Origin of the sequence: Fictibacillus nanhaiensis (assembly GCF_042686385.1) — a bacterium.
In the GTDB taxonomy this organism is placed as follows: Bacteria; Bacillota; Bacilli; order Bacillales; family Fictibacillaceae; genus Fictibacillus; species Fictibacillus nanhaiensis.
This window is the reverse complement of record NZ_JBHUPF010000006.1, coordinates 65,724-89,372: the sequence shown is the minus strand read 5'-3', so window position 1 is coordinate 89,372 and position 23,649 is coordinate 65,724. Positions and strand designations below refer to the sequence as shown.

Below are 23,649 nucleotides of genomic sequence, written 5' to 3'. Positions count from 1 at the left end.
TAGATCCCTCACTTAGTGATCTTCCCTCTCGATAGAAAGACCTTCAATATGTCGCTTATTCATGGAATTGTTCTTTTTCCTATTTTCTTTTGATTCAAATACAATGTCCATATCATAATTGTCTGGATACAGCATTTTACTCTCAATTTGAAGTTTTAGGCGCTTTTTGTGAATGATATGTTTACTTTCTCCGACTAAAACACCTAGTTCCCCATGGTCGTTCTCCAGTTTATAAACGATTCCTGCAGCCTTTAAACTTGAAACAAACACGCGATCACCAATATGAAAACCTTTCCCTAATTGCTCTCCCGTTTCACTTGGTTTCTCCTGATGTTTTTTTACTTTCGACTGAGCTTTATTACGTAACTCATCTATTCTCCTGAAATCCTCTGTGGAAAACACAGATTCATCACCTTTATCCACATGTGGATAACTTTCTTTTCCTGTAATGAGTTGTGCACGGTGGATAATTTCATCGTCCATCCCCAATTTCTTTGCGATCGAGAAAGCCTGACTCTTCCCTGCTTTGCCTATAATTAAAGAATACGTTGGTTGAAGCGTCTCAAGGTTAAAATCCATCGATCCGTTTTCAAATCCAGGTGTAGCAGAAGCAAATTCTTTTATTTCACTATAATGAGTGGTTGCTAAAATCATACTTCCCTTGCTGTACAATCTTTCAAGAATAGCAACGGCAAGCCCCATTCCTTCAGAAGGATCCGTTCCCGCACCTAGTTCGTCTAAAATGACCAAATCCTGTGGTCCTGCATCTTTTAAAATGGAAATAATCGTTGTCATATGAGAAGAAAACGTACTTAAAGATTGTTCGATGCTTTGCCCGTCTCCGATATCGACAAAAACGTCTCTAAATACGGCAAATTCACTTCCTTCATCAACAGGTACGTGGAGCCCTGTTTGAACCATTAGAGTTAATAAACCAACTGTTTTGATAGCTACCGTCTTTCCACCCGTATTAGGTCCAGTGATGATGAGTGACTGATAGTTTTTGCCAAGATTAAAATGCAGTGGTACACATTTTTCACCGATTAGAGGATGTTTGCCGTTTACAATGTTTATTCTGTTCTCTTGATTTAACGCTACTGATTTCGCATCTAGCGTTCTGCTATACTTCGCTTTTGCAAAGATAAAATCGTAATGAATCATCGCTTCAATCGTAATGTGCAATTCCCTCTCATAACTCGCAACCATACCTGTTAGCACGCCTAGAATCATAGAGATCTCAATCTCTTCTTCCGCTCTAAGCATACTGATCTCGGTTTGAAGTTTACGAATATCATGAGGTTCAATATACACGGTAGCGCCACTTGAAGAACTATCGAGTATTTGACCGTCGATATTACGCTTGTATTTGCTCTTAACCGGAATAACATAACGACCATCTCTCATGGAAACGATCTGATCTTGCAGCATATCACGGTAAATAGAGGACTTCATCATGTTATCAAGCTTGGATTTAATTCTTTCTTCGACAACAGTGATCTTTTTTCTTACTTTCAACAAAGCTTTACTAGCATGGTCATCGACTCCACCGTTACGAATACACCGATAGATCTCCTCTTTTAAATCACTTAGGTCAAACATAGAGTACGCATAAGAAGAGACGCCGGGTCCTACAGAAGTTTTGTCTCTCATGAATCGCTGCATCCGGCTCACGTTTTCTAAAAGTCCAAATATTAATGTGAGTTGTTCGGGAGATAGATTCAATCCCTTCTTCTGTATCTCTAGAACTTGCTCCAAACCGTTTAAATTAGCGATTGGAACACTAGCACTCTTCTCAAGAATGTGTTTTGCCTCTGTCGTATCAAGCATCCATGATTGAATCACAGAAAGGTTTGAAGAAGGTTGAAGTTTTTCTATCTGTTCTTTTGTTACTCTATTTAATGCAAAAGACGCAAGTTGTTCTTTAATTTTGTTATATTCAAGCATGTTTATGGTTTGTGTATTCAATGGAACTACCTCCAAAATTTTTTTATGGCGAAAACAAGTGAATTAATGAATCGTTTATTATCCCCCCTCTTAACAGAGGCCAGGAACGTGCCAATAAAAAAAGACAGAAATGAACTTGTCATTTCTGCCTCATAGATAGACTTCACCCTTAAAAAATGCATAAAAAAATCGGCTCATAAGAAGAGTCCGCAGCATCAAGGGATTGAGTATGATGGCTTGTATCTGACCGCTGTTCTTAACTATTGGTGGCAAACAAAAGACATAGCAAATAAACCGGACAAGCCGTTTCATTTTTTCTTTTGTAGACCGATATCCAAATTGTTTTAGTTAAGAACGACAACGCTCACAAACACACCATCCCTTCCATTGAATTACCATCATCATATGTAATTGTTTTACAGTTGTCAACTTAATAAAAAGAGACCGGTTGAAAAACCGGTCTCTTTTCATTAGGCTGTTTTCGAATTCAATGCTGCTTTTGAAATATATAATTGGACAGATTAATCTTCGAATCAGACAGATTACCGTCACCATCAACAAAACTACCTCTACATAGGAGCATATGGGTAGCGTGCAAACCCCTCAAAGTGTGCTTACTGTCCGCTTTTTAGAAAATACTGTCCACTTTTTGAGTTTTACTGTCCACTTTCGATGAAATACTGTCCACTTTTACACATTTACTGTCGACTTCGCCATTTTTACTGTCCACTTCCATTCACCACGCACTTTTAGGAGTAAACAGCTTTCCATTAAGACTTAATCGATTGATTCTTATCCTTCTTAATCTGTTTACTTCTCAACTGGCCGCAGGCTGCATCGATATCTGTACCATGCTCTTGACGAATCTTACAATTGATTCCGTTCTTCTTGAGCGTATCGTAAAACGCTAGAACCGATTCTTGGTCACTTCGCTGATACTGGCTATGCTCATCTACTGGATTATATGGAATTAAGCTAATATATGTTTTTTTCTTTTTATCTTGGAAAAGAGCTGCAAGTTCTACCGCTTCTTCAACATGATCATTTACATCTTTTAATAAAATATATTCAATCGTAATTCTTCGATTTGTTTTCTCGATATAATAGTTGATCGCATCCATCAACTTTTCGACAGGGAAAGCTCGGTTGATCTTCATAATTTTTGTACGCAGTTCATTGTTCGGTGCGTGAAGGGATAAAGCAAGATTTACCGGGATATTCACATCTGCAAACTCGTACATTTTGTTGACGATACCGCTTGTAGAAACAGTAATGTGTCGTGATCCGATCGCTAGACCTTTTTGATCGATCATGATTTTAAGAAAATCAATCATGTTCTCAAAGTTATCGAAAGGCTCACCAATTCCCATAACAACGATATGACTTACCTTTTCTCCTTCACCTACAGCGTCTAAATGATGCTGCACATTCATAATCTGTTCTACAATTTCCCCACTCGATAGATCACGTGTTTTCGTTAACAGACCACTTGCGCAGAAACTGCAACCGATGTTACACCCAACTTGAGTGGTTACACATACAGATAAACCGTATTTATGTCTCATCAGTACGGTTTCAATTAAGTTGCCATCATTCAATTTAAACAGAAATTTAACCGTCCCATCAGAAGCTTCCTGCTTAACGTGCTCCCGAAGCGTTTGAATCGTAAAGTTTTCGGTTAATAATTCAATACAGTCTGCTTTAATGTCCGTCATTTCCGTAAAAGCGGTTACCCGTTCTCTATATAAATAGTTCCATACTTGTGAAGCACGATATGGTTTATAGCCATGCTGTCCTAGCCATTCTGTAAGTTGTTCAATCGTTAATCCATAAATGGAATTTTTGTTCATGTAAAAAGACCTCTTTTCACTACCTGTAAACTTATTCTTCTATAGTACTAAAAATTTCACTATGTACACAATGGTTGAACCTCTTTCCCAGCACCTTACAATTTTTTTGTTTTTTTGAGCATAATACGTAAGTAAATTTTCGCACTACTTTTATACACCTTTTATAACCGATTTATGCATAGATATAAGCCATTATGCCCATATAGGGTGTAATTTCCATTTACGTATGCATAAGAACCTGTAATAATAGATAAGCCGAAAACTTTTGACAATAATAAATATTTCAAAGTATTATATTTAATGTACTAAGAGGAGGTTGTCATATGTCAGACATCAATAGACAGAAAATTGTGGATAGTGTCCCGCAAAAAGGATTCTTTGGACACCCTAAAGGATTATTCACTCTTTTCTTCACAGAGTTTTGGGAGCGCTTTTCTTACTACGGAATGCGTGCAATCCTAATTTACTACATGTACTATGAAGTTTCAAAAGGTGGTCTAGGGATAGAAGAGTCCACTGCACTCGCAATCATGTCCATTTATGGTTCACTTGTATATATGTCCGGTGTAATCGGTGGTTGGTTAGCAGACAGAGTTTTTGGTACATCTAGAGCGTTATTCTATGGTGGTATTTTGATCATGATTGGTCATATCGTCCTAGCTGTATTACCTGGCGATCTGACTATGCTGTTTATTTCCATGGTCTTTATCGTTATTGGTACAGGTATGCTAAAGCCTAATGTATCCAGTGTTGTAGGTGATATCTATGCACCTGGCGATAATCGCCGTGATGCAGGATTCAGTATCTTCTACATGGGGATCAACCTTGGTGCTTTCATCTCTCCATTAATCGTTGGGGAAGTTGCTAAAAAGAGCTTCCACTTAGGTTTCGGGATCGCAGCAGTTGGTATGTTATTAGGACTGATCGTATTTACTCTAACAAAGAAAAAGAATCTTGGTCTTGCAGGTACGTATGTGCCTAACCCATTAACTCCAGCTGAGAAAAAGAAAGTATCAATCATCGTTGGTCTTTCTGCTGTTGTACTAGCTGTATTCTTAGGTATAACGATTCCAGCAGGTATTTTTACACTTGATGTATTCATTACGTTAGTCGGTATTTTTGGTATCGCGATCCCTACCATCTACTTTGTGGTTATGTACCGCAGCCCAAAAACGACTTCCGAAGAGCGTTCACGAGTTATCGCTTATATTCCGCTATTTATCGCTGCTGTTATGTTCTGGGCGATTCAAGAGCAAGGTTCAACAATTCTTGCATCATATGCGGACAAGCGTACAGATTTAACATTTGCTGGACTTGAGATTTCGCCAGCTTGGTTCCAATCTCTTAACCCGCTATTCATCATTACTTTAGCTCCAGTATTCGCTTGGATTTGGGTGAAACTTGGAAACCGTCAGCCGACTGTACCTAAGAAATTTGCGTTAGGTTTGTTATTTGCTGGATTATCTTTCTTAGTTATTCTTCTTCCTGCTTACTTTGGTGGAGAAGGATCTCTAGTAAGTCCATTATGGTTAGTGCTTAGTTACTTTATCGTTGTTATCGGTGAGCTTCTATTGTCTCCAGTAGGACTTTCTGCAACAACGAAACTTGCTCCAGCAGCGTTCTCTGCACAAACAATGAGCTTATGGTTCTTAGCAAGTGCAGCTGCACAAGCGATCAACGCACAAATCGTTAAGTTCTATTCTGCAGAAACAGAAATGATGTACTTCGGTACGATCGGTGGAGCTGCGATTGTGTTATCACTTATCCTTTTTGTCATCTCACCTAAGATCCAAGAGAAGATGAAAGGTATTCGTTAATCAAAATTTAAAACCACTGATGTGATGGTCCTCCATTACCTCAGTGGTTTTTTTGTGCTGAGAAGTAATTGATCTCCGTTTCAGGGACTCGCTTTCCAGGGGATGTGCGGATTAATCCTTCGTCTACAAGCAATGCTACAGTTGTGAGCTTTCTCGTCACTTGACTTGCAATTGTGAATTGGATTTTTTTGCAACCATTTTTAAAAATTGTCCAAACCATTAAGACAAGCTTGCGTAAGATAGAGTAGAGAAGAAAACAAGAATCATTGTTCTTTTTCTCAACAGTTCGCTTATAGAAAGGGGGGGTCTATAGTGAGCTTAATCGGTAGCCTATTAGGATTTAAGAAAAGAAAAAAAGGTAAGAAACATGCAGCATAACTAATAAAGCCGGGGATTTCTCCTCGGCTTTTAACTATTTTTAGAACTCTATGTTACATAGCGCCTTTTTCAATGAAATTAGGAGGATATCCAAACCCTTTCAAGGACAAGCACATATAGTACAAGCAAGGGGGATTTTTAATAAATAATAGTTATGTTCGATGTAAACTAAGTGTTTCTAAAAGTGAATCATCTTCTATTTATTTCTTTGTATCTTCCCTTCGTAAAGTAATATAAGGGGGAATATCATTGTATATTCGCAAACGGGTTCCTGGAAAGGACGATCCTTTTTTAGTAGATATGGTAGTAAGTAATTTTCAAGTCCGTAAAAACGTGATTGAAATGATTATAAACATGGCGAATGAGGTTATGATTGTCTGTGACAGCAATGACACGATCATCGGCTTTGTATGTTATCGTTTCAGAATTGGACCTACAATCTTTGTGGACTATGTCGTGTTAGATACAAAACATCAAGGAAAAGGCATCGCTACCTCATTTCTTCCCGTATTTGAGAGTCACCTTATGAAACAAGGAATTCGCAATGTATTTGGTACGGTTGATGAAGAGAATACAGATGCTCTAAAGACATTTCAGCATTGGGGCTTTAAAGTTCACGGCCAGCTAGGTTCTAGCATCGTTATCCAAAAAGAGCTTACGTCGTCTAATTCTATTTCAACGCCGACTGGTGTTCGTACGAAGTCAAGTGTAAGAAAGCTTGCTACTCCTCCATCGCTTAGCTAAGTCATGGAAAATATTTAAGCAGATCTTCTATGTAAGATCTGCTTTTTGCATTCCTATGATGTTTTATTTCAATGCTGCTCTTAGAAAGTAGTCGATTTCCGCTCCATGTTGCGCGCTTTCCAGGGGGCGAACGGTGAGCCTCCTGCCGCTACGCGCCATTAGGAGTCTCCACCTGACCGCTCGTCCCATAGGAGTCGGCAACCCTCCGCTCCTATCAACTTGCATGGAAGGTGAAATAAAAAATACACTGTCCGATAGTAATGTTATTTAAAACATTGTGCTTTCATTGTCTTCTTGAATCTTTGATTGGAGTGTAAGTTGCTAGACTCCTACGGGACAGGCGGGCAGTCCTAAATGTGAAAGTGGCTCGTTCAGCCCCGACAAGCAAAAGGTAAATAGGCAAGGAAGGTGTTCTTTACCTTCATGATCTATTTACCTTTTGACCTCGAGGGGCTAGTCACTGCAACTAGACAGGTGAGACACTTAAGAGTGAAACGTCCGAATGTGGCTCACCGCCTGCCCCGTGGAAAGCGAGTATCTGCAACGGAGATCAATACTTCCAAAAGTAACCTTTAAAAAAATGCTATTAAAAAAGAAAATAAAAAAGCCAACTCATGATTTGATCAAAAGTACAAATCAAAAAGTCGGCTTTGTAACATTTATAGTAAGAATGAATAAGTCTTATTGTTCTTACAGGTCTAAGAGATTTTGTTGACGTCTCGTCTTCTTCGATCCATTCACCTGATGGTTGTTTGGATTGAAGATTTCTTCGATATATCTTTGATTCCAATCACTAGTAAATTCTTTATCAGAACAGATACATCCACTTAGATCATATCGGAAAAGGCCACAGTGCGGGCAGTTACTCATACTAATCCCCCCTTGAGTCAACATAACATATTCTATGAACATCTAAGAGAGTTGGCAACGGCATTCGTACAGCTTTTCCAGCACATAAAATGCTGATTTTTATTGAAATTACTTATTCATCCAATCTGGCTTATGAAACTCTTCGAAATCACTTTGAATGACCTTCTTAAATGCATCTGACTCTACGGCAGCTTTTAAATCTTTTGCGAGCTGTGAATTCTTATCTTTTTCAAGTACAACAATTCGATTGATGATATCTTCTGGAAGTTTATCTTTTACTAGCGCATCCTTTAAATCTAGACCTGATGATAGAGCAAAGTTTCCGTTAACTGCCGCTAAATCTACGGAGTCTAGTGTTCTTGGTGTTTGAGCGGCTTCTACAGGTTGGAACTTTAAGTTCTTTGGATTTTTCGTGACATCTTTTTCCGAGACTCTGAGTGGATTTGCGGAAGAATCGATTTCAATCAGTCCATTGTCTCTCAGAACAGTAAGGCCTCTTGCTAAGTTCGTTGGATCATTCGCTAGAGAAACCGTGCTTCCGGGCTTAATCTCGTCTATTGACTTGTATTTCTTAGAATAGATACCGATTGGCGCAGTAGGCACCGTAATCACAGAAGCTAGTTTCATATCATTCTCTTCTGAAAAAGCATCCATGTACACTTTATGTTGAAACAAATTTGCATCTAACGAACCACTCTTTAAAGAGATATTCGGCTGTACATAATCATTGAATTCTTTTACTTCAACTGCGTATCCTTTTTTCTCGAGATATGGCTTTACACCTTTTTCTAGCATGTCGCTGTAAGGCACGGTTGCGCCGAGTGTTATCTTCTTCTCACTCTCACCTGAAGCGCCACACCCTGCTAGAATACCGATTAAGAGCGCTGCTGATATAAAGACTTTGAATCGTTTCATAAGATTTCTCCTCCACTCTCCACTTATTTACTTTCCGTTAACACCGGTCTAAATCTAGCCGCTGGATGATCATTAGGCAGCAAAGGTTGTCCAGGTGTAAACAATTTTTCACGAAGCGTGCCCCTGTTGTACTCTTTTTTGTATAGTCCTCTTTCTTGAAGAACAGGTACAACAAGCTCTACAAAAGCTTCTAAGTCTCCTGGTGTTACAAGGTGATTTAGGTTAAAACCGTCTACGCCAGACTCTTCAAACTGCTTTTGAATACCATCCGCTACCTCTTCAGGGTTCCCCACTATGAAACTACCTCTGTCAGGAGACTCGAAGCGATTCAATACTTCTCCCACTGTTAACGGTTTAGGCGCATCCGTAGTGAGTGTGGCGGCTTTATAATGTCCGCCCTCTGTTGATTTGTTGTACGAGAATGGAAGTTCCGGATCTAACTCTTCATACTCCGCGATATCATAACCGCTCGCTCCATACTGCGCTTTTGCAGCATCCGCGCTCCAAACACTTGCATATTCTTTGAATTTCTCCTCCGCCTCTTCAGTCGTTCTCCCCACCACCACATTTAAAAATGAAAAGATCTTAAGGTTTTCTGGGTTTCGGCCATGTTTGATAGCGCGTTTACGAATGTCGTCCGCATAAAAACGAATTCTCTCTGGTGTTGGACCACCTACAAAGATGCATTCAGCATGCTTTGCCGCAAAGTCTCGTCCTCTCTCAGACGTTCCCGCTTGATAGATAACAGGTGTGCGCTGCAGAGATGGTTCACTTAAGTGAGGTCCTTCCACGCTAAAATATTGTCCTTCATGATTGATCTCATGAACTTTTTCAGGATCCACCAGTTTATTGTTTTCAACATCTTCAACAACGGCTCCGTCTTCCCAGCTGCTCTCCCAAAGTTTATAAGAAACATCTAAATATTCATCTGCGATGTTGTATCGTTCATCGTGTTTAATCATATTCTGCAGTCCAAAATTCCTTGCCGCATTCGGCAGATAAGAGGTGACTACGTTCCAAGCAATTCGGCCATTCGTTAGATGGTCTAGCGTAGAAAAGCGGCGCGCGTTCCCAAACGGCTGTTCATACGTTGTGCTTACCGTCACGGCAAAAGATAGATTTTCTGTTACGCTCGCCATAGCCGATACAAGAAGTGCGGGATCATTTAAAGGAACTTGAAGTCCATCTTGAATAGAAGGTGTCTTGCTTTGTCTATAAACGTCATAAACGCCCAATACATCTGCAAAGAACACAGCATCAAACTTCCCTCTTTCTAAAAGCTTCGCATACTCAATCCAGTATTTTAGATCTTTATAACCTCTATGTCTCTTGTTCTCCGGGTGCTTCCAAAGGCCATGAGAATTGTGCATGGCACTCGTCATCTCAAACGCGTTCAACAAAATTTCTTTACTCAACATACATTCCTCCGTATCCAATTTTTTCGTACCCGTTCCAAGAGAAAATAAAAAACCTCTTCAACTATGAGAAGAGGTTAAAAAATACGTGAAATAAACATACGTATATAGATTTCCTCTTATCTTTCAAGCTTTCGCCTGCTGGAATTGGCACAGTCCTAAAAATAGTTGTTGCCGAGGCTTCAAAGGGCCAGTCCCTCCACCTCTCTCGATAAGAAATCGATATGATTCAATTTAATAACGAAATATACAGGATTAAAAATAGCCTGTCAATGCAATTTAAAAAAATAAAATAATTTTCTTAACAATCAGTTTTTAGTTGACAGTGGTTGGCATTATCCTCTATAGTGATGACTAATAATTAAATATTTTCTTATCAAGAGTCAGGGGAGGAACTGGTCCTACGATCCTGCAGCAACCGCTTTGTTCAAAAGAAAGGTGCTAATTCCAGCAGATGTTTTTTTAATGTCTGAAAGATGAGAGAGCGTGTTAGCATATGGAATCTACGTCCTCTTTCGTCTTTGAAAGAGGGCTTTTTTGTTTTTCCTTCGCTGTTCTTGTGTGTAGTTGATTTCCGCTCCAGGACGCTCGCTTTCCGCGGGGCGAGCGGTGAGCCACTTCGCGCTTCGCGCCCTTAAGGGTCTCACCTGCTCACTCGTCCCGCAGGAGTCTAGCACCTTGCGCTGCAATCAACCTATCGAAGAAGACTTATAACAAAACCAATCCAAAACCAAAAACCACTTACAGATAAAAAAATTAGGAGGGAACTATGAGCATTCCATTGAGAAAAACCACTGAAATAGATCATTTTGAAGAAGCGATAAATACCGCACTAGCACTAAAAGAAGTTTTCAAGAAACGGGCAGAATTTGTAGATCGAGAAGGCGTTTTTCCTTATGAGAATTTCCAAGATTTAAAGGATGCTGGCTTTCTTTCTCTTACCATTCCAAAAGAATATGGCGGTAAAGGGTTAAACCTAGTTGAATTCTTAACCATTCAAGAACATTTAGCGGAGGGAGATGCTCCTACTGCCCTTTCTCTTGGGTGGCATTTGGGTACTTTTTTAGAGGCGGCGGAAAACCAGCATTGGAGTGGTGATGCGTTCGCTGATCTTAGCCGGAAAGTAGTGGAACAAAAAGCACTCATCAACTTGGCACAAACAGAGCGTGCGACAGGAAGTCCTTCTCGCGGAGGTATTCCTACAACAACCGCTGTTAAGAAAGCAGATGGATGGTTGATCAACGGAAGCAAAGCTTTTACTTCTATGGCAGAGGCCCTTGATTACTCGGTCGTAACCGCTACCATTTCAGAAACTAACCATAAAGGATTTTTCTTAGTGAATCATCGTGAAAAAGGGGTTTTTGTAAAAGAAACATGGGACAGTATCTCTATGAGAGGCACAAAAAGTGACGATCTCCTTTTGAAAGATGTTTATGTGTCCAAGGAAAACCTTCTTGTTGTTGAAGATGAGAAGAACATCGTTCCGAAAGGCTGGTATCTTCAAGTCCCTGCTGTGTACTTAGGTATCGCAAGAGCTGCGCGGAATTATGCAATTGAATTTGCGTCAGAATATAGCCCTAACACGTTATCAGGACCTATCTCAGAAGTACCTGAGGTGAGAAGAAAGATTGGCAAGATTGAACTTGAGCTATTCCAAGCGAGAACAATTCTTCATGCCGTTGCTGAAAAATGGGTAAATCAGCCTGAACAACGTAAGAATCTAGGTACAGAACTTGCGGCCGTTAAGCATTCTGTAACGAACAGTGCGAATAGAGTCGTTGATCTTGCCATGAGAATCGTTGGGGCGAGAAGTCTTTCTGTACAAAATCCGCTTCAGCGGCATTTCAGAGATGTGAGAGCTGGACTTCATAATCCACCAACAGATGATGCAATCGTTTATTCTTTGGCGGATGCAGCGCTGAAATAAATGAAGTCAACTGACAGATTCATGTTAAACTCAACATATTTTTGTATGATGAGATTTGGATCACCATAGGTTATTATGGATACAATATATTTCCATATCAATCAATAAAAGGTGGTCTACTCATGAGAGCGCTTCTTACATTCACTTATTTACAAGCTCTTTCTTGCATCTTCCCAGTCATCATCTTTGGGGCGTTAGCTCTTTCAAAGTTCTTCAGCATTCCGTTCATCCCTCGATACGATTTCATACTTCTTTTATGTCTCATCACACAAGTTGCTATGATTCTAACGAAACTTGAAACGATTGATGAACTTAAAGTCATCTGTGTCTTCCACTTGATCGGACTTGCTCTAGAACTATTTAAAGTTCATATGGGGTCTTGGAGCTATCCAGAAGACGCTTATTCGAAAATTTACGGTGTACCTCTTTATAGCGGTTTTATGTATGCAAGTGTTGCGAGCTATATTTGCCAAAGCTGGAGAAGGCTCGACCTACAGATAACGGGTTGGCCGTATCCTCTCTTTTCTTTTGGTATTTGTGTGCTGATCTATTTAAACTTTTTTATCCATCATTACTTGTTTGATGCCAGATGGATTCTGATTCTGCTTTTATTTCCTATCTTTTATAAGACCGTTGTTCATTATACGATCAACGAGCGTGTCTATAAGATGCCGATCCTTCTTTCCTTTTTGTTGATCGGATTTTTTATTTGGATCGCTGAAAACATTACAACGTTTCTAGGTGCCTGGCAGTATCCGAATCAGGAAGCCGCTTGGTCACTCGTTCATATTGGTAAGATCAGCTCTTGGTTCTTGCTCGTGATCATCAGCATCATTATCGTGGCACAGTTAAAACGGATAAAAAGTCACCAAGACGAGATTTTCACGCATACGAAACACCTTTAAGCTACCTTTAGCTTTCAGGTGTTTTTTTGTTATGCCCCTTCGTAATAAATCTGCATGTTCAAGATGTCCCCTCCATATGCATACAGAGATGACGTTTAAACCTTCTAAAAGAGAGGAGCTCATCACATGGATAAGAACCCTAAAGATCAACAGCAACGAAGGCAAATGCAGATTCCTCAGCCGATTCGCAGTGATGGTGCGGGTGCTACCGACTTAGGACCTCGCGACATCATGCGTGACATACAAAATCCGGATATGCTAGTTTCACCTGCAACAGATGCGGGAACTGTGCCGAATTTGCGCTTTTCCTATTCAGATACACATATGCAATTAAATTTTGGGGGCTGGTCGAGAGAAATTACGGTTCGTGAGCTTCCCGTCGCCAAGACGCTTGCCGGAGTAAATATGCGACTTACCCCAGGCGGTGTGAGAGAGCTGCATTGGCACCAAGAAGCGGAATGGGCTTATATGATTTTAGGCCGTGCTCGGATTACCTCGGTTGATCAAAACGGCAGGAATTTTATCGCCGATGTGGGTGAAGGTGATCTTTGGTACTTCCCGCCTGGCATTCCTCACTCGATTCAAGGGCTTGAAGAAGGCTGTGAGTTTTTACTTGTTTTTGATAATGGAAATTTTTCTGATCTTAGTACGTTTTCTATTTCAGATTGGTTTGCACATACACCAAAAGAAGTACTCTCAGCCAACTTCGGTATACCGGAGAGCGCGTTTGCGAACATTCCGACTGAACAACGTTATATTTATCAGTCTACCGTTCCCGGTCCGATTGAAACACAAGCTGTACCTGATCCCTATGGAACAGTTCCGTTAAGCTTCACACACCGTTTAATGGCACAGAAACCTCTCGTTACTCCAGGTGGGACCGTTCGTATCGTTGATTCTACTAATTTTCCGATTTCACAGAGAATCGCTGCTGCTTTAGTTGAAATAAAACCTGGCGGAATGAGAGAGTTGCATTGGCATCCGAATAATGATGAGTGGCAATATTATTTAGCCGGTCAAGGGCGCATGACCGCTTTCGCTGGAAATGGCACAGCACGAACGTTTGATGTAAGAGCTGGAGACGTGGGATATGTTCCGTTTGCGTTCGGTCATTATGTACAAAATACCGGAAATAAGAGCCTCTGGTTTTTAGAAATGTTTAAAAGTGACCGTTTTGCAGATGTTTCTTTAAACCAATGGATGGCTTTAACGCCTAAAGAAATCGTGCAAACGAATGTGAACGCTAGTCCTGAGCTCATGAACTCTCTTAGAAAAGAAAAATGGCCAGTTGTGAAATATGATTAAATGCACGATCATACCTATTAACGGCGATTAGAAACTACTAATCGCTTTCTTTCATTCTTTCTAGTAAAACTACTTCCCCTACCTCTATGCATACACACCACTTACACCTTGTCCGCATAATCTACTAGTAATAATCTGATAGATTATTCTCTGATTTAGATTCTAGTTCAGAGTGAAAATAGGAGGGAAAGTTTGTATGTACCACCATTATGATCAGAATCCTTACGCACATATGAAAAGAGACTGTGAGTGCAAGCATAGAAAGGTTCAGCCTTGCCAGACAGTTTCTGCCTTTAAAGCAGTTAAAGATCTGTTTCAATTTATTTTAGGCTCCACACCAAATCAAGTCATTTATCCGGTAGAGGTTTTCGATAGTAATAATGAATACAATCCAGATACATCAACGTTTGTTCCAAAAAGCAATGGCATTTATACGTTTACAGCTAGTATCTTTTTGCCGATTTATACGGGAACACCGTATTCTGCATTCGTTGGCATTCGTGTAAACGGCGAGATCGTTGCAGGAAGTCAAGAAACGATTACATCGCCAAACGCGATCGTAGCGACATCATCGCTCGTCGAGTTAAGAAGAGGCGATGAAGTTCAAGTCGTTGCTTCAAGTCCCTCAGGCGCAACGATTGAAATTGAAGTAAACCCAATCGCAACTCGTTTTGAGGGTGCGAAGATCGGTTAAATAGGTTTTATTACAGACATGCATAAATAAACCGCAACGGACCTTGTTGCGGTTTATTTATGCTATATTTAATCAATGTCTATTAATTGTTATTAAAGCTTTTAATGGAGAAATATATTCCTTACTACATATCGAAAAATCCGATTGATTACGATTAATTTCCACATACTGTACAACCTTTTCGTTATGAAGAAAGACTAATAAATAGATATCATCTCTGCTATAAATTTTACTTCGGTCTTTAAAATTAACGCCCATTTGTTTCTCCATACTTTCTTCCGTTGTATATGGGGTAAATAAAAATCCTTTGTCCCATTCAAAATTTGCTAAAGAATCTATTTTTATTTGAACTTTATTTTTGTCTTTTACAATAGACTGAATGGAATTCTCCAAATCCGTATTATGAGTTACTCTGCTACACCCTGTTAGCAATAGTATGATAAGAATTAAAATTGCAATTGTATTTCTCCTCAATAAATCATCCCACCCTTACATTTTTTCCATAGATTTACTTTAACATGATCCGGTCATACTTTATTGTTTCATGTGGAACATTGATTAAAAAATCTTTATCAAGGTTTCAATGAATAAGGTATAATTTCCCTATTATTATCTCTTTTAGGAGCAATCTAATGACAGAAAGAAACGTACGCAAGTCAAATTACATCCTTCATGCAAAGAGCGCTCAATTTCATTGGGATGGCACTGGACTTCTCTCTATTAAAACCTTTTCGAACGGAAAAGCTTATTACAAAACGAATCGTGGGTATTTTGCAGTTGACGAAGGGAACTATTTGTTACTCAATCAAGGTTCCTACACCATAACCATAGATGAACAAAAAGAAGTGGAATCGTTTTGTGTCTTTTTCCAAGAAGATTTTGCGAACGATGTATTCCGTAATCTGTCCACTTCCGAACACCAACTGTTAGATGATCCTTATACGACTCATACATCAGCTTCCTTTTTTGAAAAAACGTATGAACAGAGTCCCATTCTCACTCACCAATTGAACCTTTTAAAATACAAGACAGATCAGTATCAAAATGATTCTAGCTTGTTAGATGAACAGTTTCATTCCATTATGGACTCTCTATTAAGAGAACAAATGAAGGTCTTTAAAGAGATCAATCAACTAGATTTAGTCCGAAAATCGACTCGTGAAGAAATTTATAAACGAGTTAGTACAGCACATGAATACATAAGAGCTTTTTATGATAAACAGCTTACACTAGATGAGATTGCAGCAGTGTCATGCTTATCTCCTAATCACCTGTTAAGAAATTACTCAACCATCTACAAAAAAACGCCTTTTCAGCATATTGCAGAGCTAAGAATTGCTAAATCAATAACTTTACTAAAGACAACCAAATACTCCATGACTGATATTACCTATGAAATCGGATTAAATAACCCTGTTTCATTCAGCAGATTATTTAAACAACATATGGGCATCTCTCCCCTTCAATATCGCAAAAAGGTGATTTCAGATAAGAAATAACTATTATTACTGGTTATGATGAAAAAGAGAAGAATAAGGGAGAGGTTAACATGACGATTCAAACAAATAGCATTCAAAAAGTTGGACAAGTTGCAGTACCTGTTCAAGATATTAAACGCTCCATTCACTTTTATAAGGACGTATTAGGATTACAACTTCTTTTCAACACTGATCATATGGCATTCTTTGATTGTGACGGACTAAGAATCATGCTCAGCCTTCCTGAAAAAGAAGAATTCGCAAGTGCTAGCTCAGTTATATACTTTCAAGTGGGAGACATCGCAGAATCTTATAAGGAACTTAAACAGAAAGAAGTTGCTTTCCTAGACGCTCCTCATATCGTTGCTAAGATGGAAAATACGGAAACATGGATGGTATTCTTTAAGGATACAGAAGGGAATACTCACGCTTTAATGAGTGAGGTTGTAACATCATAAGTTTTCTAGAAAAGATGCCTTTATACAGAAGGCATCTTTTTTCTGCTGTAACTTTGCATCGCTTTTCCCTCCATCATTGTGAAGTTGGTTGGAGCGTAAGATGCGCGACTCCTCGAAAATTAAACTTCAAATTTTCTTCGTGCGATGTGTCGCTGCCGTAGCCTTTCTTGTCCTGCGGGATCAGTGGGACAGTTGAGACTCCTAACAGCGCAAAGCGCTAGGAGGCTGAACGTACACCCTGCGGAAAGCGAGCGATCTGAAGTAGAAACCAACCACTTTCAAGAGCTCCGAAGCATATGAGAACCAATTAAAAAAATACACATCCTAGAAAATATCCAAGTTTTGCTATAGACTAAAAAACATATCAAGTAATGATGTGGTGATAAATGATGTTTAAAATTTTGCTTATAGAAGATGATGCGACGCTATTCGGCGAGATCAAGGAGCGATTGTCTCAATGGTCGTATGAAATGTATGGCATTACAGACTTCGGACGAGTGATGCAGGAGTTTACAGAGATTAAACCCGACCTGGTTGTCATCGATATTCAGCTACCAAAGTTTGATGGCTTTCATTGGTGCCGAAATATTCGATCGCATTCAAACGTGCCGATCATCTTTTTATCTTCGCGTGATCATCCGAGCGATATGGTCCTATCCATGCAGCTTGGTGCGGACGACTTTGTTCAAAAACCATTTCATTTTGAAGTATTGATCGCCAAGATCCATGCGATACTCAGGCGCGTTTATAATTACAATACAGATACCGTTAGTCTCAAAACGTGGTGCGGCGCTCAAATCGATTATGAAAAGAATATCGTAACGAACGAAAAAGGTTCCGTTGAACTGACTAAGAATGAAGTATTTATTCTGAAACTCTTGATCGAGCAAAAGAATAAAATTGTAAGTCGTGATAATCTCATCAACAGCTTATGGGATGATAAAAAGTTTATTAGTGACAATACCCTCACAGTAAATGTGAATCGCTTAAGAAAACGTCTAGAGGAAATCGAACTCGGACAATTTATTGAAACGAAAGTGGGACAAGGCTATCGTGCAATAGAAGAGGATTCTGTATGATCAAACGCTATTTGATCGAACGCAGCAGCTGGATTTTTTTGTTTTTATTACAACAGCTGATCCTTCTCTTGATAGCCTATCTAGATCCAGCAATCCCCCTTTCTGCTGTTGGCTATATCGTTTTTATTTCACTTATTGTCTTTGTTATCTTTCTTTTTTATCGGTATCAGAAGGAGACAGCCTTTTTCCGCCAACTGAAAGAGAGAGATAATGATTTTGATCTTTCTAATCTGTCACCGCCTTTATCACCTTTTGAACATATTGTTGAAAACAGCATCATGAAGCAGACCAAGCATTTAAAGCGAACAGCAGCAGAAAACCGTATGCTGGTTGAACAAGAAAAAGACGATCTTTTAGCCTGGATTCATGAGGTTAAGACACCGCTGACGGCGATGCATCTCATGATTCAACGGATGGAAGAAACGCCTCTTAAAGGAGACCTGACCTACGAATGGCTCCGTATCCACCTTTTGCTCGATCAACAGCTTCATCAAAAAAGAATCCCGTTTATTAAAAACGATCTTTATATGGAAGTAACGGAACTCGAGATGCTGCTTTTTTCCGAGCTCAAAACGCTGCAGTCGTGGTGCATTCAAAAAGGAATCGGCTTTGATTTTAACCTTGAAGTCACCCATGTCTTAAGTGATGCCAAATGGCTAGCATTTATCATTCGTCAGATCTTAACGAATGCTGTGAAATACAGCCATTCATCAGAGATTATCATCAACTCTTATAACATGAACGACAGAAACTATTTAAGAATTCAAGACTTTGGTCGAGGAATTGATGCAAAGGATATGCCTCGTATCTTTGATAAAGGGTTCACGTCAACGACAGACCATCAGGATCAAGCTTCCACCGGCATGGGCTTATATTTAGCCAAAAAAGCGGCAGACTCCCTACATATTCAACTCTCTGTAGAGTCAAAACGGAATGAAGGAACAACGGTCACGCTCGCTTTTCCAAAAAGAAATGAGTTTGATGAAACGATGGGCATGTGACGAAAGTGTCACATGCTTTTCTGTTTTGTTCGTTGAACAGAAGGAAAAGAGCTGAAATGCTTTCTATAATGAAAGTATCAGAGAGGGGTCATCAATCATGAGTATATTGAAAGCAGTTAAGCTTCATAAGAGCTATGGAAATAGAAATAATAAACAGCATGTCCTTAAAGGCATCGATCTTTCCGTTGAAAAAGGTGAGTTCATCAGTATCATGGGTGCATCTGGATCCGGTAAAACGACGTTATTAAACGTTCTTTCTTCCATCGATCAAGTGAGCGATGGAACGATTCAAATTAACTCATTTGAGATGACAGCTATGAAGGAAAAACAGCTGGCAGAATTCAGAAAGAACAACCTTGGTTTTATCTTTCAAGATTACAACCTATTAGATACGTTAACGGTTAAAGAAAACATTCTTCTGCCGCTTTCGATAACGAAAACACCGAAAAAGGAAGCTGAAAAGAAATTTGAAGAAGTGGCGAATGAGCTCGGTATTTCTGAGATAAAAGATAAATATCCGAACGAGATCTCAGGTGGTCAAAAGCAACGAACATCTGCTGCTCGTGCATTCATTCATGAGCCGAGTATCATCTTTGCCGATGAACCAACCGGAGCTCTCGATTCTAAGTCTGCGTCTGACCTTTTAAACAAATTAAGCGGTCTTAACGAGAACAGACAAGCAACCATTCTTATGGTAACGCATGATCCTGTAGCAGCAAGCTATTGCAGCCGCGTTGTGTTTATAAAAGACGGACAGATCTACACGCAGCTTATGAAAGGAGAGCAAGATCGACAAAGTTTCTTTAAGGATATTATGAAAACGCAAGGTGTTTTAGGTGGTGTTCATCATGAACATTAATCAGCTCATCTTTCGCAACTTAAAGAAAAACTTAAGAAACTATTACCTGTATGTTTTTGCTTTAGTGTTCAGTTCTGCGCTTTATTTTGCATTTGTAACGCTGCAATATGATCCTTCTATGGATTCTGTGGAAGGTTCTGTAAAAGGTGAAGCCGCGATTCGAGCCGCTTCTATCCTACTTGTCGTAATCGTATCGTTCTTTTTACTTTACGCGAACAACATCTTTATCAAGAGACGCAGCAAAGAAATAGGGCTGTTCCAGTTGATCGGAATGACGAAGGGAAAGATCTTTCGAATTCTTTCAATCGAAAATTTATTCCTCTACTTCGGTTCCTTATTGATCGGAATCTTTGCTGGATTCTCGTTCTCAAAATTAATGATTCTCGTATTGTTTAAGACGGCGGGTGTTAATTCAGTCGCATCACTACGGTTTTCACCACAAGCCCTTGTACAAACGGTTATCGTTTTCACAGTCATCTATCTGTTGATCATGATCATGAACTATACATTCATTAAAAGACAGACCATTCTATCCCTATTCCGTGTGACTTCTTCAACAGAAATCACAGTGAAAAAACTATCTCGCTTCGAGATGGTGATGGGAATCGTGGGTCTCGTTCTGATCACGACAGGATACATCGTATCTTCCAAACTGTTTGGCGGCGATTTTACAACGATGCCTCAATTATTTGGAGCAATGATCTTTATTTTGGCTGCCGTTATTTTAGGTACGTATTTCTTTTACAAAGGCTCTGTCAGTTTTCTGCTGAACCTAATAAGAAAACGAAAAGGTGGCTATCTATCGATCAACGAAGTGATGTCGCTCGCATCCGTCATGTTCCGTATGAAGTCGAACGCACTTCTGCTTATGATCATCACCACCGTTTCAGCGCTTTCAATCGCTTTGTTGTGCCTTGCATATATCTCGTATTATTCGGCAGAGAAAACGGCTGAAAAAAATGTTCCGCATGACTTTTCAATCATTGATAGAGAATCAGCTGATACGTTCCAATCCGCTTTAGAGAAAAACAATATTCCGTATTCGGAAAAATCGATTGAAGTGGTCCAGGTGACGGTGAATGCTTCACAGCTTATTGATCGAAGCTTAGAAGAACTCGTGATCGATCCAAAAGCGATGCCACTTCCTTTAATCAGTGAAAAGTCAGTATCCGGCATGGATGTTTCACGGGATGAAGTGGTCTTTACCGGCTATGACGACCTGCTTCAAAAGTTTATGCCATTAAAGAGCTCTGGTTCTATTAAGATCAAAGGAAAGACAGAAACGCTCACTCAACGTTATGTAGGCTTAGAAGATATTTATCCCGTATCCTGGTATTTCACAGCTGGAGGCGTTCCTACAGCGATCGTGGATGATGCCATTTTTACAAAGATGCAAAAAGATATCGATCCTAAGGTACAAAAGGAATCCAGCCTCTATATTGGGGTTGACATAAAAAATAAAGAACAACTTGAAGAGGCAGATAAACTGTTTAAATCAACCGAAACGTATAAAAAGCTATACAACGAATCACGTCATGAGATCAGCACGAATCAAAAGAAAAACATGGGACTCATAATGTTTATCGTAGGTTTCCTAGGACTAACTTTCCTCGTTACCTCAGGGTGTATCCTCTACTTCAAACAGATGGACGAGGGTGAAAGTGAAAAGCCGAACTATATGATTCTGCGAAAACTAGGTTACACGCAAAGTGACCTGTTAAAGGGTATTCAGTATAAGCAGCTCTTTAACTTTGGAATTCCACTCGTGGTCGGCTTGCTTCATAGCTATTTCGCCGTACAATCCGGTTGGTTCCTATTCGGAGCTGAACTCTGGACACCGATGATCATCGTTATGGTCATGTATACGATCCTCTACTCGATCTTTGGCGTGCTATCTGTTCTTTATTATAAGAAAGTGGTTAGGGAAGCACTGTAGATACACTCAAAAACGCTCCACCTAAAAATCCGGAGGAGCGTTTTTGACTTTCTTAAAATGATTTTGACTGAAAAGATCAGTAAGTGTATGTTGAGTAGCCATACCATTAATTGAAACCACACCATCACTACCAATACGTATCTCAACTTTATTTTGAATGGATTCCAACTCGTTCTCTATATGTTTATACACTTTCGTTAAAAAATGATACCGCTGATTCGAAGAACCCACCCAAGGACGTGTTAAGTCTAACTTGTCTTTAATAAAAGGACCGTCAATCAGTAAATCTGCTGCATTAAGAAGATTCTGTGCTTCTTTTCGTTCTTTAAGATTCTCATAAAGGTATCCAGAAAACACCATTACGGTTAATCCAATCTCCTTAACCATGACAGCAAGTTCTCCTAAAGGTTCTGCTTGGTCAAACGGTTCTCCACCAAGTATTGTGATACCTTCTATCCTGTTATCCTGTTTACTTCTTTTTATTTCCTCAAAGAGATCAATAACGCTTACTATCTTTCCGTTTTCTTTTGACCATGTCCATGGAACGCCACATCCTTCACAACGAATGGAGCACCCTTGTACCCATAGACAAAATCGTTTACCTGGACCTTCAACGGTTGTAACTGGCAAAAATCGATGTATAGTAAGTTCCATCAGAAATCGATGACTCTTCCTTCCGTTTTTTTGGCTGATACTACCACAGGTTCTTTCTCTGGAAACAAGAGATATGGTCTTATTTTTTCAGCCAAATGTGGTTTAACAGAAAGTACCTCAACAAAGTGATTAAAAGATTGAAACCCATTTTCCTGACTTCGAGTAGAAATGATCTTCTTAGCGAACAAACCTCCAATGCCTGGGACTTTCGCTAACTCCTCCTCAGTTGTTTCGTTGATCATAACTTGTTCTACCCTCATTTCTTTCTCTTCTTTAAATTTTATTTGTTCATCTACAGTTTTAGATGGTAAAACAGGTTGCTTCTCTATTACCGAAGCAGCACCATACTCTCTAGCGATTGTCTTTTTCAAATAATCTATTTCTTTTTCTTTATACCCAGAAGAAAGTTTGGCATCAAGTCTTAGCAAATATTCAGGACGTATTTTAATTACATGAAGGATAGAAACAATATATCCAATTATATAACTCATAGTTCCAACATCATTTAGCCAAGTATCACTTAAAACCGTATCAGCAGTAATCATCATCAATATAAATGGGATTGAATACAGAATCCCTGCTACAAACCATTTTCTTTGTTTTACTTTATAAGAAACATAAAAGAATGAAATATAATTAAAAAAACCAAACGTAAGAAAAACCCAAAGCATCCATATTGAATTTTTCATCTCCCAAAACTTTCCTCTGTCCGTAACTGAAGCCATTTTATTAGTCTCCCTTCACTGTTTGTTGCTGTTCTTGGAAAGTTTGTATTTCTGTTTCGTGGTATTCTTCCGTAAAAGTTGAATCGACCGTTTCTGCATCAAGCAATTCTTCTAACATTTTTATATATGACAAACAGGAATTCCCTTTAATACCCATTGTTTCTGCGTAAAATTTACCGTCTTCTGCTATGCGAATCTGAATCTTCTTCATCTTTCACCACCTACATTCGCGACATTAAAGGTTAATAGAATTGAACGATCTTTCTGTATTTCTTCAGATTCAAGTATCAGTCCTTTATCTTTCGCTTTTATCAGGAGCGCTTTATACGTTTCTTGTTGAATTAAATATTTATACTCGGTATGTAAATTTTCTATAAACTCTATAGCGTCATTTGCATCTACACTTTCATCAAAAACAGCTTCAAAGATCCCTTGCTCGTCTTGTTGGAAATAAATTTTAATATCTCCTATTTCTGTTTCATAGTTTTGCAGAGTAAGTTCATTAACCTTGCATCCATATTGCTCAATGGCTCTTTGTAATAAGTGATGTCGTTTCATTACTGTTTTTATCGTATACGTTTTTTCCTTAAATTTGTGTTTTTCAATCATAGAGCCCACAGATTGTGCAACAGCGATGCCAACAGGAATTAGTACTAATTCGATACTCATATCTATCACCCTTTCTTATTCATATC

22 protein-coding genes and 2 riboswitches are annotated in these 23,649 nt (G+C 39.2%); of the genes, 12 read left to right on the top strand and 10 right to left on the bottom strand.

Going from position 1 to position 23,649, the window contains the following annotated elements:
* Positions 1-12 precede the first annotated feature (12 nt).
* Together ACFS5O_RS04220 and rlmN are read right to left on the bottom strand one after the other, a co-directional pair.
* Positions 13-1,965, bottom strand: a complete 1,953-nt coding sequence (locus tag ACFS5O_RS04220; RefSeq protein WP_205724820.1) for an endonuclease MutS2 — start codon at positions 1,963-1,965, stop codon at positions 13-15.
* A gap of 749 nt (positions 1,966-2,714) precedes the next feature.
* Positions 2,715-3,794, bottom strand: coding sequence for a dual-specificity RNA methyltransferase RlmN (gene rlmN / locus ACFS5O_RS04215; RefSeq protein WP_205724819.1), 1,080 nt, complete (start codon positions 3,792-3,794; stop codon positions 2,715-2,717).
* Positions 3,795-4,117: 323 nt separating this feature from the next.
* Between rlmN and ACFS5O_RS04210 the strand changes: the two genes are divergently transcribed.
* Complete coding sequence (locus tag ACFS5O_RS04210; protein ID WP_205724818.1) at positions 4,118-5,611, top strand: peptide MFS transporter; 1,494 nt, start codon at positions 4,118-4,120, stop codon at positions 5,609-5,611.
* Between the two features lie 627 nt (positions 5,612-6,238).
* Positions 6,239-6,733 carry a GNAT family N-acetyltransferase gene (locus ACFS5O_RS04205; RefSeq protein WP_205724817.1) on the top strand — a complete coding sequence of 165 codons (495 nt, stop codon included), beginning with the start codon at positions 6,239-6,241 and terminating at the stop codon, positions 6,731-6,733.
* 690 nt (positions 6,734-7,423) lie between these two features.
* Here the strand turns inward: ACFS5O_RS04205 and ACFS5O_RS04200 are convergent.
* From ACFS5O_RS04200 to ACFS5O_RS04190, 3 genes are all read right to left on the bottom strand, one after another.
* Positions 7,424-7,603: a hypothetical protein gene (locus tag ACFS5O_RS04200; protein WP_205724816.1), complete on the bottom strand. Its 180-nt coding sequence runs from the start codon at positions 7,601-7,603 to the stop codon at positions 7,424-7,426.
* Between the two features lie 108 nt (positions 7,604-7,711).
* Positions 7,712-8,518: a MetQ/NlpA family ABC transporter substrate-binding protein gene (locus tag ACFS5O_RS04195; RefSeq protein WP_066399390.1), complete on the bottom strand. Its 807-nt coding sequence runs from the start codon at positions 8,516-8,518 to the stop codon at positions 7,712-7,714.
* A gap of 23 nt (positions 8,519-8,541) precedes the next feature.
* Complete coding sequence (locus ACFS5O_RS04190; protein ID WP_205724815.1) at positions 8,542-9,933, bottom strand: LLM class flavin-dependent oxidoreductase; 1,392 nt, start codon at positions 9,931-9,933, stop codon at positions 8,542-8,544.
* Between the two features lie 116 nt (positions 9,934-10,049).
* A riboswitch (SAM riboswitch) is annotated at positions 10,050-10,151 on the bottom strand.
* A gap of 152 nt (positions 10,152-10,303) precedes the next feature.
* A riboswitch (SAM riboswitch) is annotated at positions 10,304-10,416 on the top strand.
* A gap of 286 nt (positions 10,417-10,702) precedes the next feature.
* Between ACFS5O_RS04190 and ACFS5O_RS04185 the strand changes: the two genes are divergently transcribed.
* From ACFS5O_RS04185 to ACFS5O_RS04170, 4 genes are all read left to right on the top strand, one after another.
* Positions 10,703-11,860 carry an acyl-CoA dehydrogenase family protein gene (locus ACFS5O_RS04185; RefSeq protein ID WP_205724814.1) on the top strand — a complete coding sequence of 386 codons (1,158 nt, stop codon included), beginning with the start codon at positions 10,703-10,705 and terminating at the stop codon, positions 11,858-11,860.
* 122 nt (positions 11,861-11,982) lie between these two features.
* On the top strand, positions 11,983-12,765 hold the full coding sequence (locus tag ACFS5O_RS04180) for a DUF817 domain-containing protein (RefSeq protein ID WP_205724813.1): 783 nt from the start codon (positions 11,983-11,985) through the stop codon (positions 12,763-12,765).
* 126 nt (positions 12,766-12,891) lie between these two features.
* Positions 12,892-14,070 carry an oxalate decarboxylase family bicupin gene (locus ACFS5O_RS04175; RefSeq protein WP_205724812.1) on the top strand — a complete coding sequence of 393 codons (1,179 nt, stop codon included), beginning with the start codon at positions 12,892-12,894 and terminating at the stop codon, positions 14,068-14,070.
* 196 nt (positions 14,071-14,266) lie between these two features.
* Positions 14,267-14,764: a C1q-like domain-containing protein gene (locus tag ACFS5O_RS04170; RefSeq protein ID WP_205724811.1), complete on the top strand. Its 498-nt coding sequence runs from the start codon at positions 14,267-14,269 to the stop codon at positions 14,762-14,764.
* Between the two features lie 72 nt (positions 14,765-14,836).
* Here the strand turns inward: ACFS5O_RS04170 and ACFS5O_RS04165 are convergent, their stop codons facing one another.
* The gene (locus tag ACFS5O_RS04165) at positions 14,837-15,238 is read right to left on the bottom strand and encodes a hypothetical protein (protein ID WP_205724810.1); all 402 of its coding nucleotides are present in this window, start codon (positions 15,236-15,238) and stop codon (positions 14,837-14,839) included.
* A gap of 158 nt (positions 15,239-15,396) precedes the next feature.
* Here ACFS5O_RS04165 and ACFS5O_RS04160 point away from each other — a divergent pair, with 158 nt between their 5' ends.
* From ACFS5O_RS04160 to ACFS5O_RS04135, 6 genes are all read left to right on the top strand, one after another.
* Positions 15,397-16,263, top strand: a complete 867-nt coding sequence (locus ACFS5O_RS04160) for a helix-turn-helix domain-containing protein (RefSeq protein WP_205724809.1) — start codon at positions 15,397-15,399, stop codon at positions 16,261-16,263.
* Positions 16,264-16,319: 56 nt separating this feature from the next.
* On the top strand, positions 16,320-16,700 hold the full coding sequence (locus ACFS5O_RS04155) for a VOC family protein (protein WP_205725460.1): 381 nt from the start codon (positions 16,320-16,322) through the stop codon (positions 16,698-16,700).
* Positions 16,701-17,089: 389 nt separating this feature from the next.
* Positions 17,090-17,779, top strand: coding sequence for a response regulator transcription factor (locus tag ACFS5O_RS04150; protein ID WP_205725459.1), 690 nt, complete (start codon positions 17,090-17,092; stop codon positions 17,777-17,779).
* Positions 17,776-18,780 (top strand): sensor histidine kinase, encoded by a 1,005-nt coding sequence (locus tag ACFS5O_RS04145; RefSeq protein ID WP_205724808.1) that lies wholly within the window; start codon positions 17,776-17,778, stop codon positions 18,778-18,780. The genes ACFS5O_RS04150 and ACFS5O_RS04145 overlap by 4 nt, the downstream gene beginning before the upstream one ends.
* 76 nt (positions 18,781-18,856) lie before the next feature.
* The gene (locus ACFS5O_RS04140; protein WP_318300144.1) at positions 18,857-19,639 is read left to right on the top strand and encodes an ABC transporter ATP-binding protein; all 783 of its coding nucleotides are present in this window, start codon (positions 18,857-18,859) and stop codon (positions 19,637-19,639) included.
* Complete coding sequence (locus tag ACFS5O_RS04135) at positions 19,629-21,575, top strand: FtsX-like permease family protein (RefSeq protein WP_205724806.1); 1,947 nt, start codon at positions 19,629-19,631, stop codon at positions 21,573-21,575. Before ACFS5O_RS04140 ends, ACFS5O_RS04135 begins: the two co-directional genes overlap by 11 nt.
* A 21-nt stretch (positions 21,576-21,596) precedes the next feature.
* Here the strand turns inward: ACFS5O_RS04135 and ACFS5O_RS04130 are convergent, their stop codons facing one another.
* From ACFS5O_RS04130 to ACFS5O_RS04115, 4 genes are read right to left on the bottom strand one after another with little or no spacing between them, the layout of a single operon-like run.
* On the bottom strand, positions 21,597-22,229 hold the full coding sequence (locus ACFS5O_RS04130) for a 4Fe-4S single cluster domain-containing protein (RefSeq protein WP_205724805.1): 633 nt from the start codon (positions 22,227-22,229) through the stop codon (positions 21,597-21,599).
* Positions 22,229-22,954, bottom strand: coding sequence for a ComEA family DNA-binding protein (locus ACFS5O_RS04125; RefSeq protein WP_205724804.1), 726 nt, complete (start codon positions 22,952-22,954; stop codon positions 22,229-22,231). Before ACFS5O_RS04125 ends, ACFS5O_RS04130 begins: the two co-directional genes overlap by 1 nt.
* Before the next feature lie 4 nt (positions 22,955-22,958).
* A complete protein-coding gene (locus ACFS5O_RS04120; protein ID WP_066399423.1) occupies positions 22,959-23,165 on the bottom strand; it encodes a DUF2997 domain-containing protein in 207 nt (68 codons plus the stop codon).
* Positions 23,162-23,623, bottom strand: a complete 462-nt coding sequence (locus ACFS5O_RS04115; RefSeq protein WP_066399427.1) for a hypothetical protein — start codon at positions 23,621-23,623, stop codon at positions 23,162-23,164. Before ACFS5O_RS04115 ends, ACFS5O_RS04120 begins: the two co-directional genes overlap by 4 nt.
* Positions 23,624-23,649 lie beyond the last annotated feature (26 nt).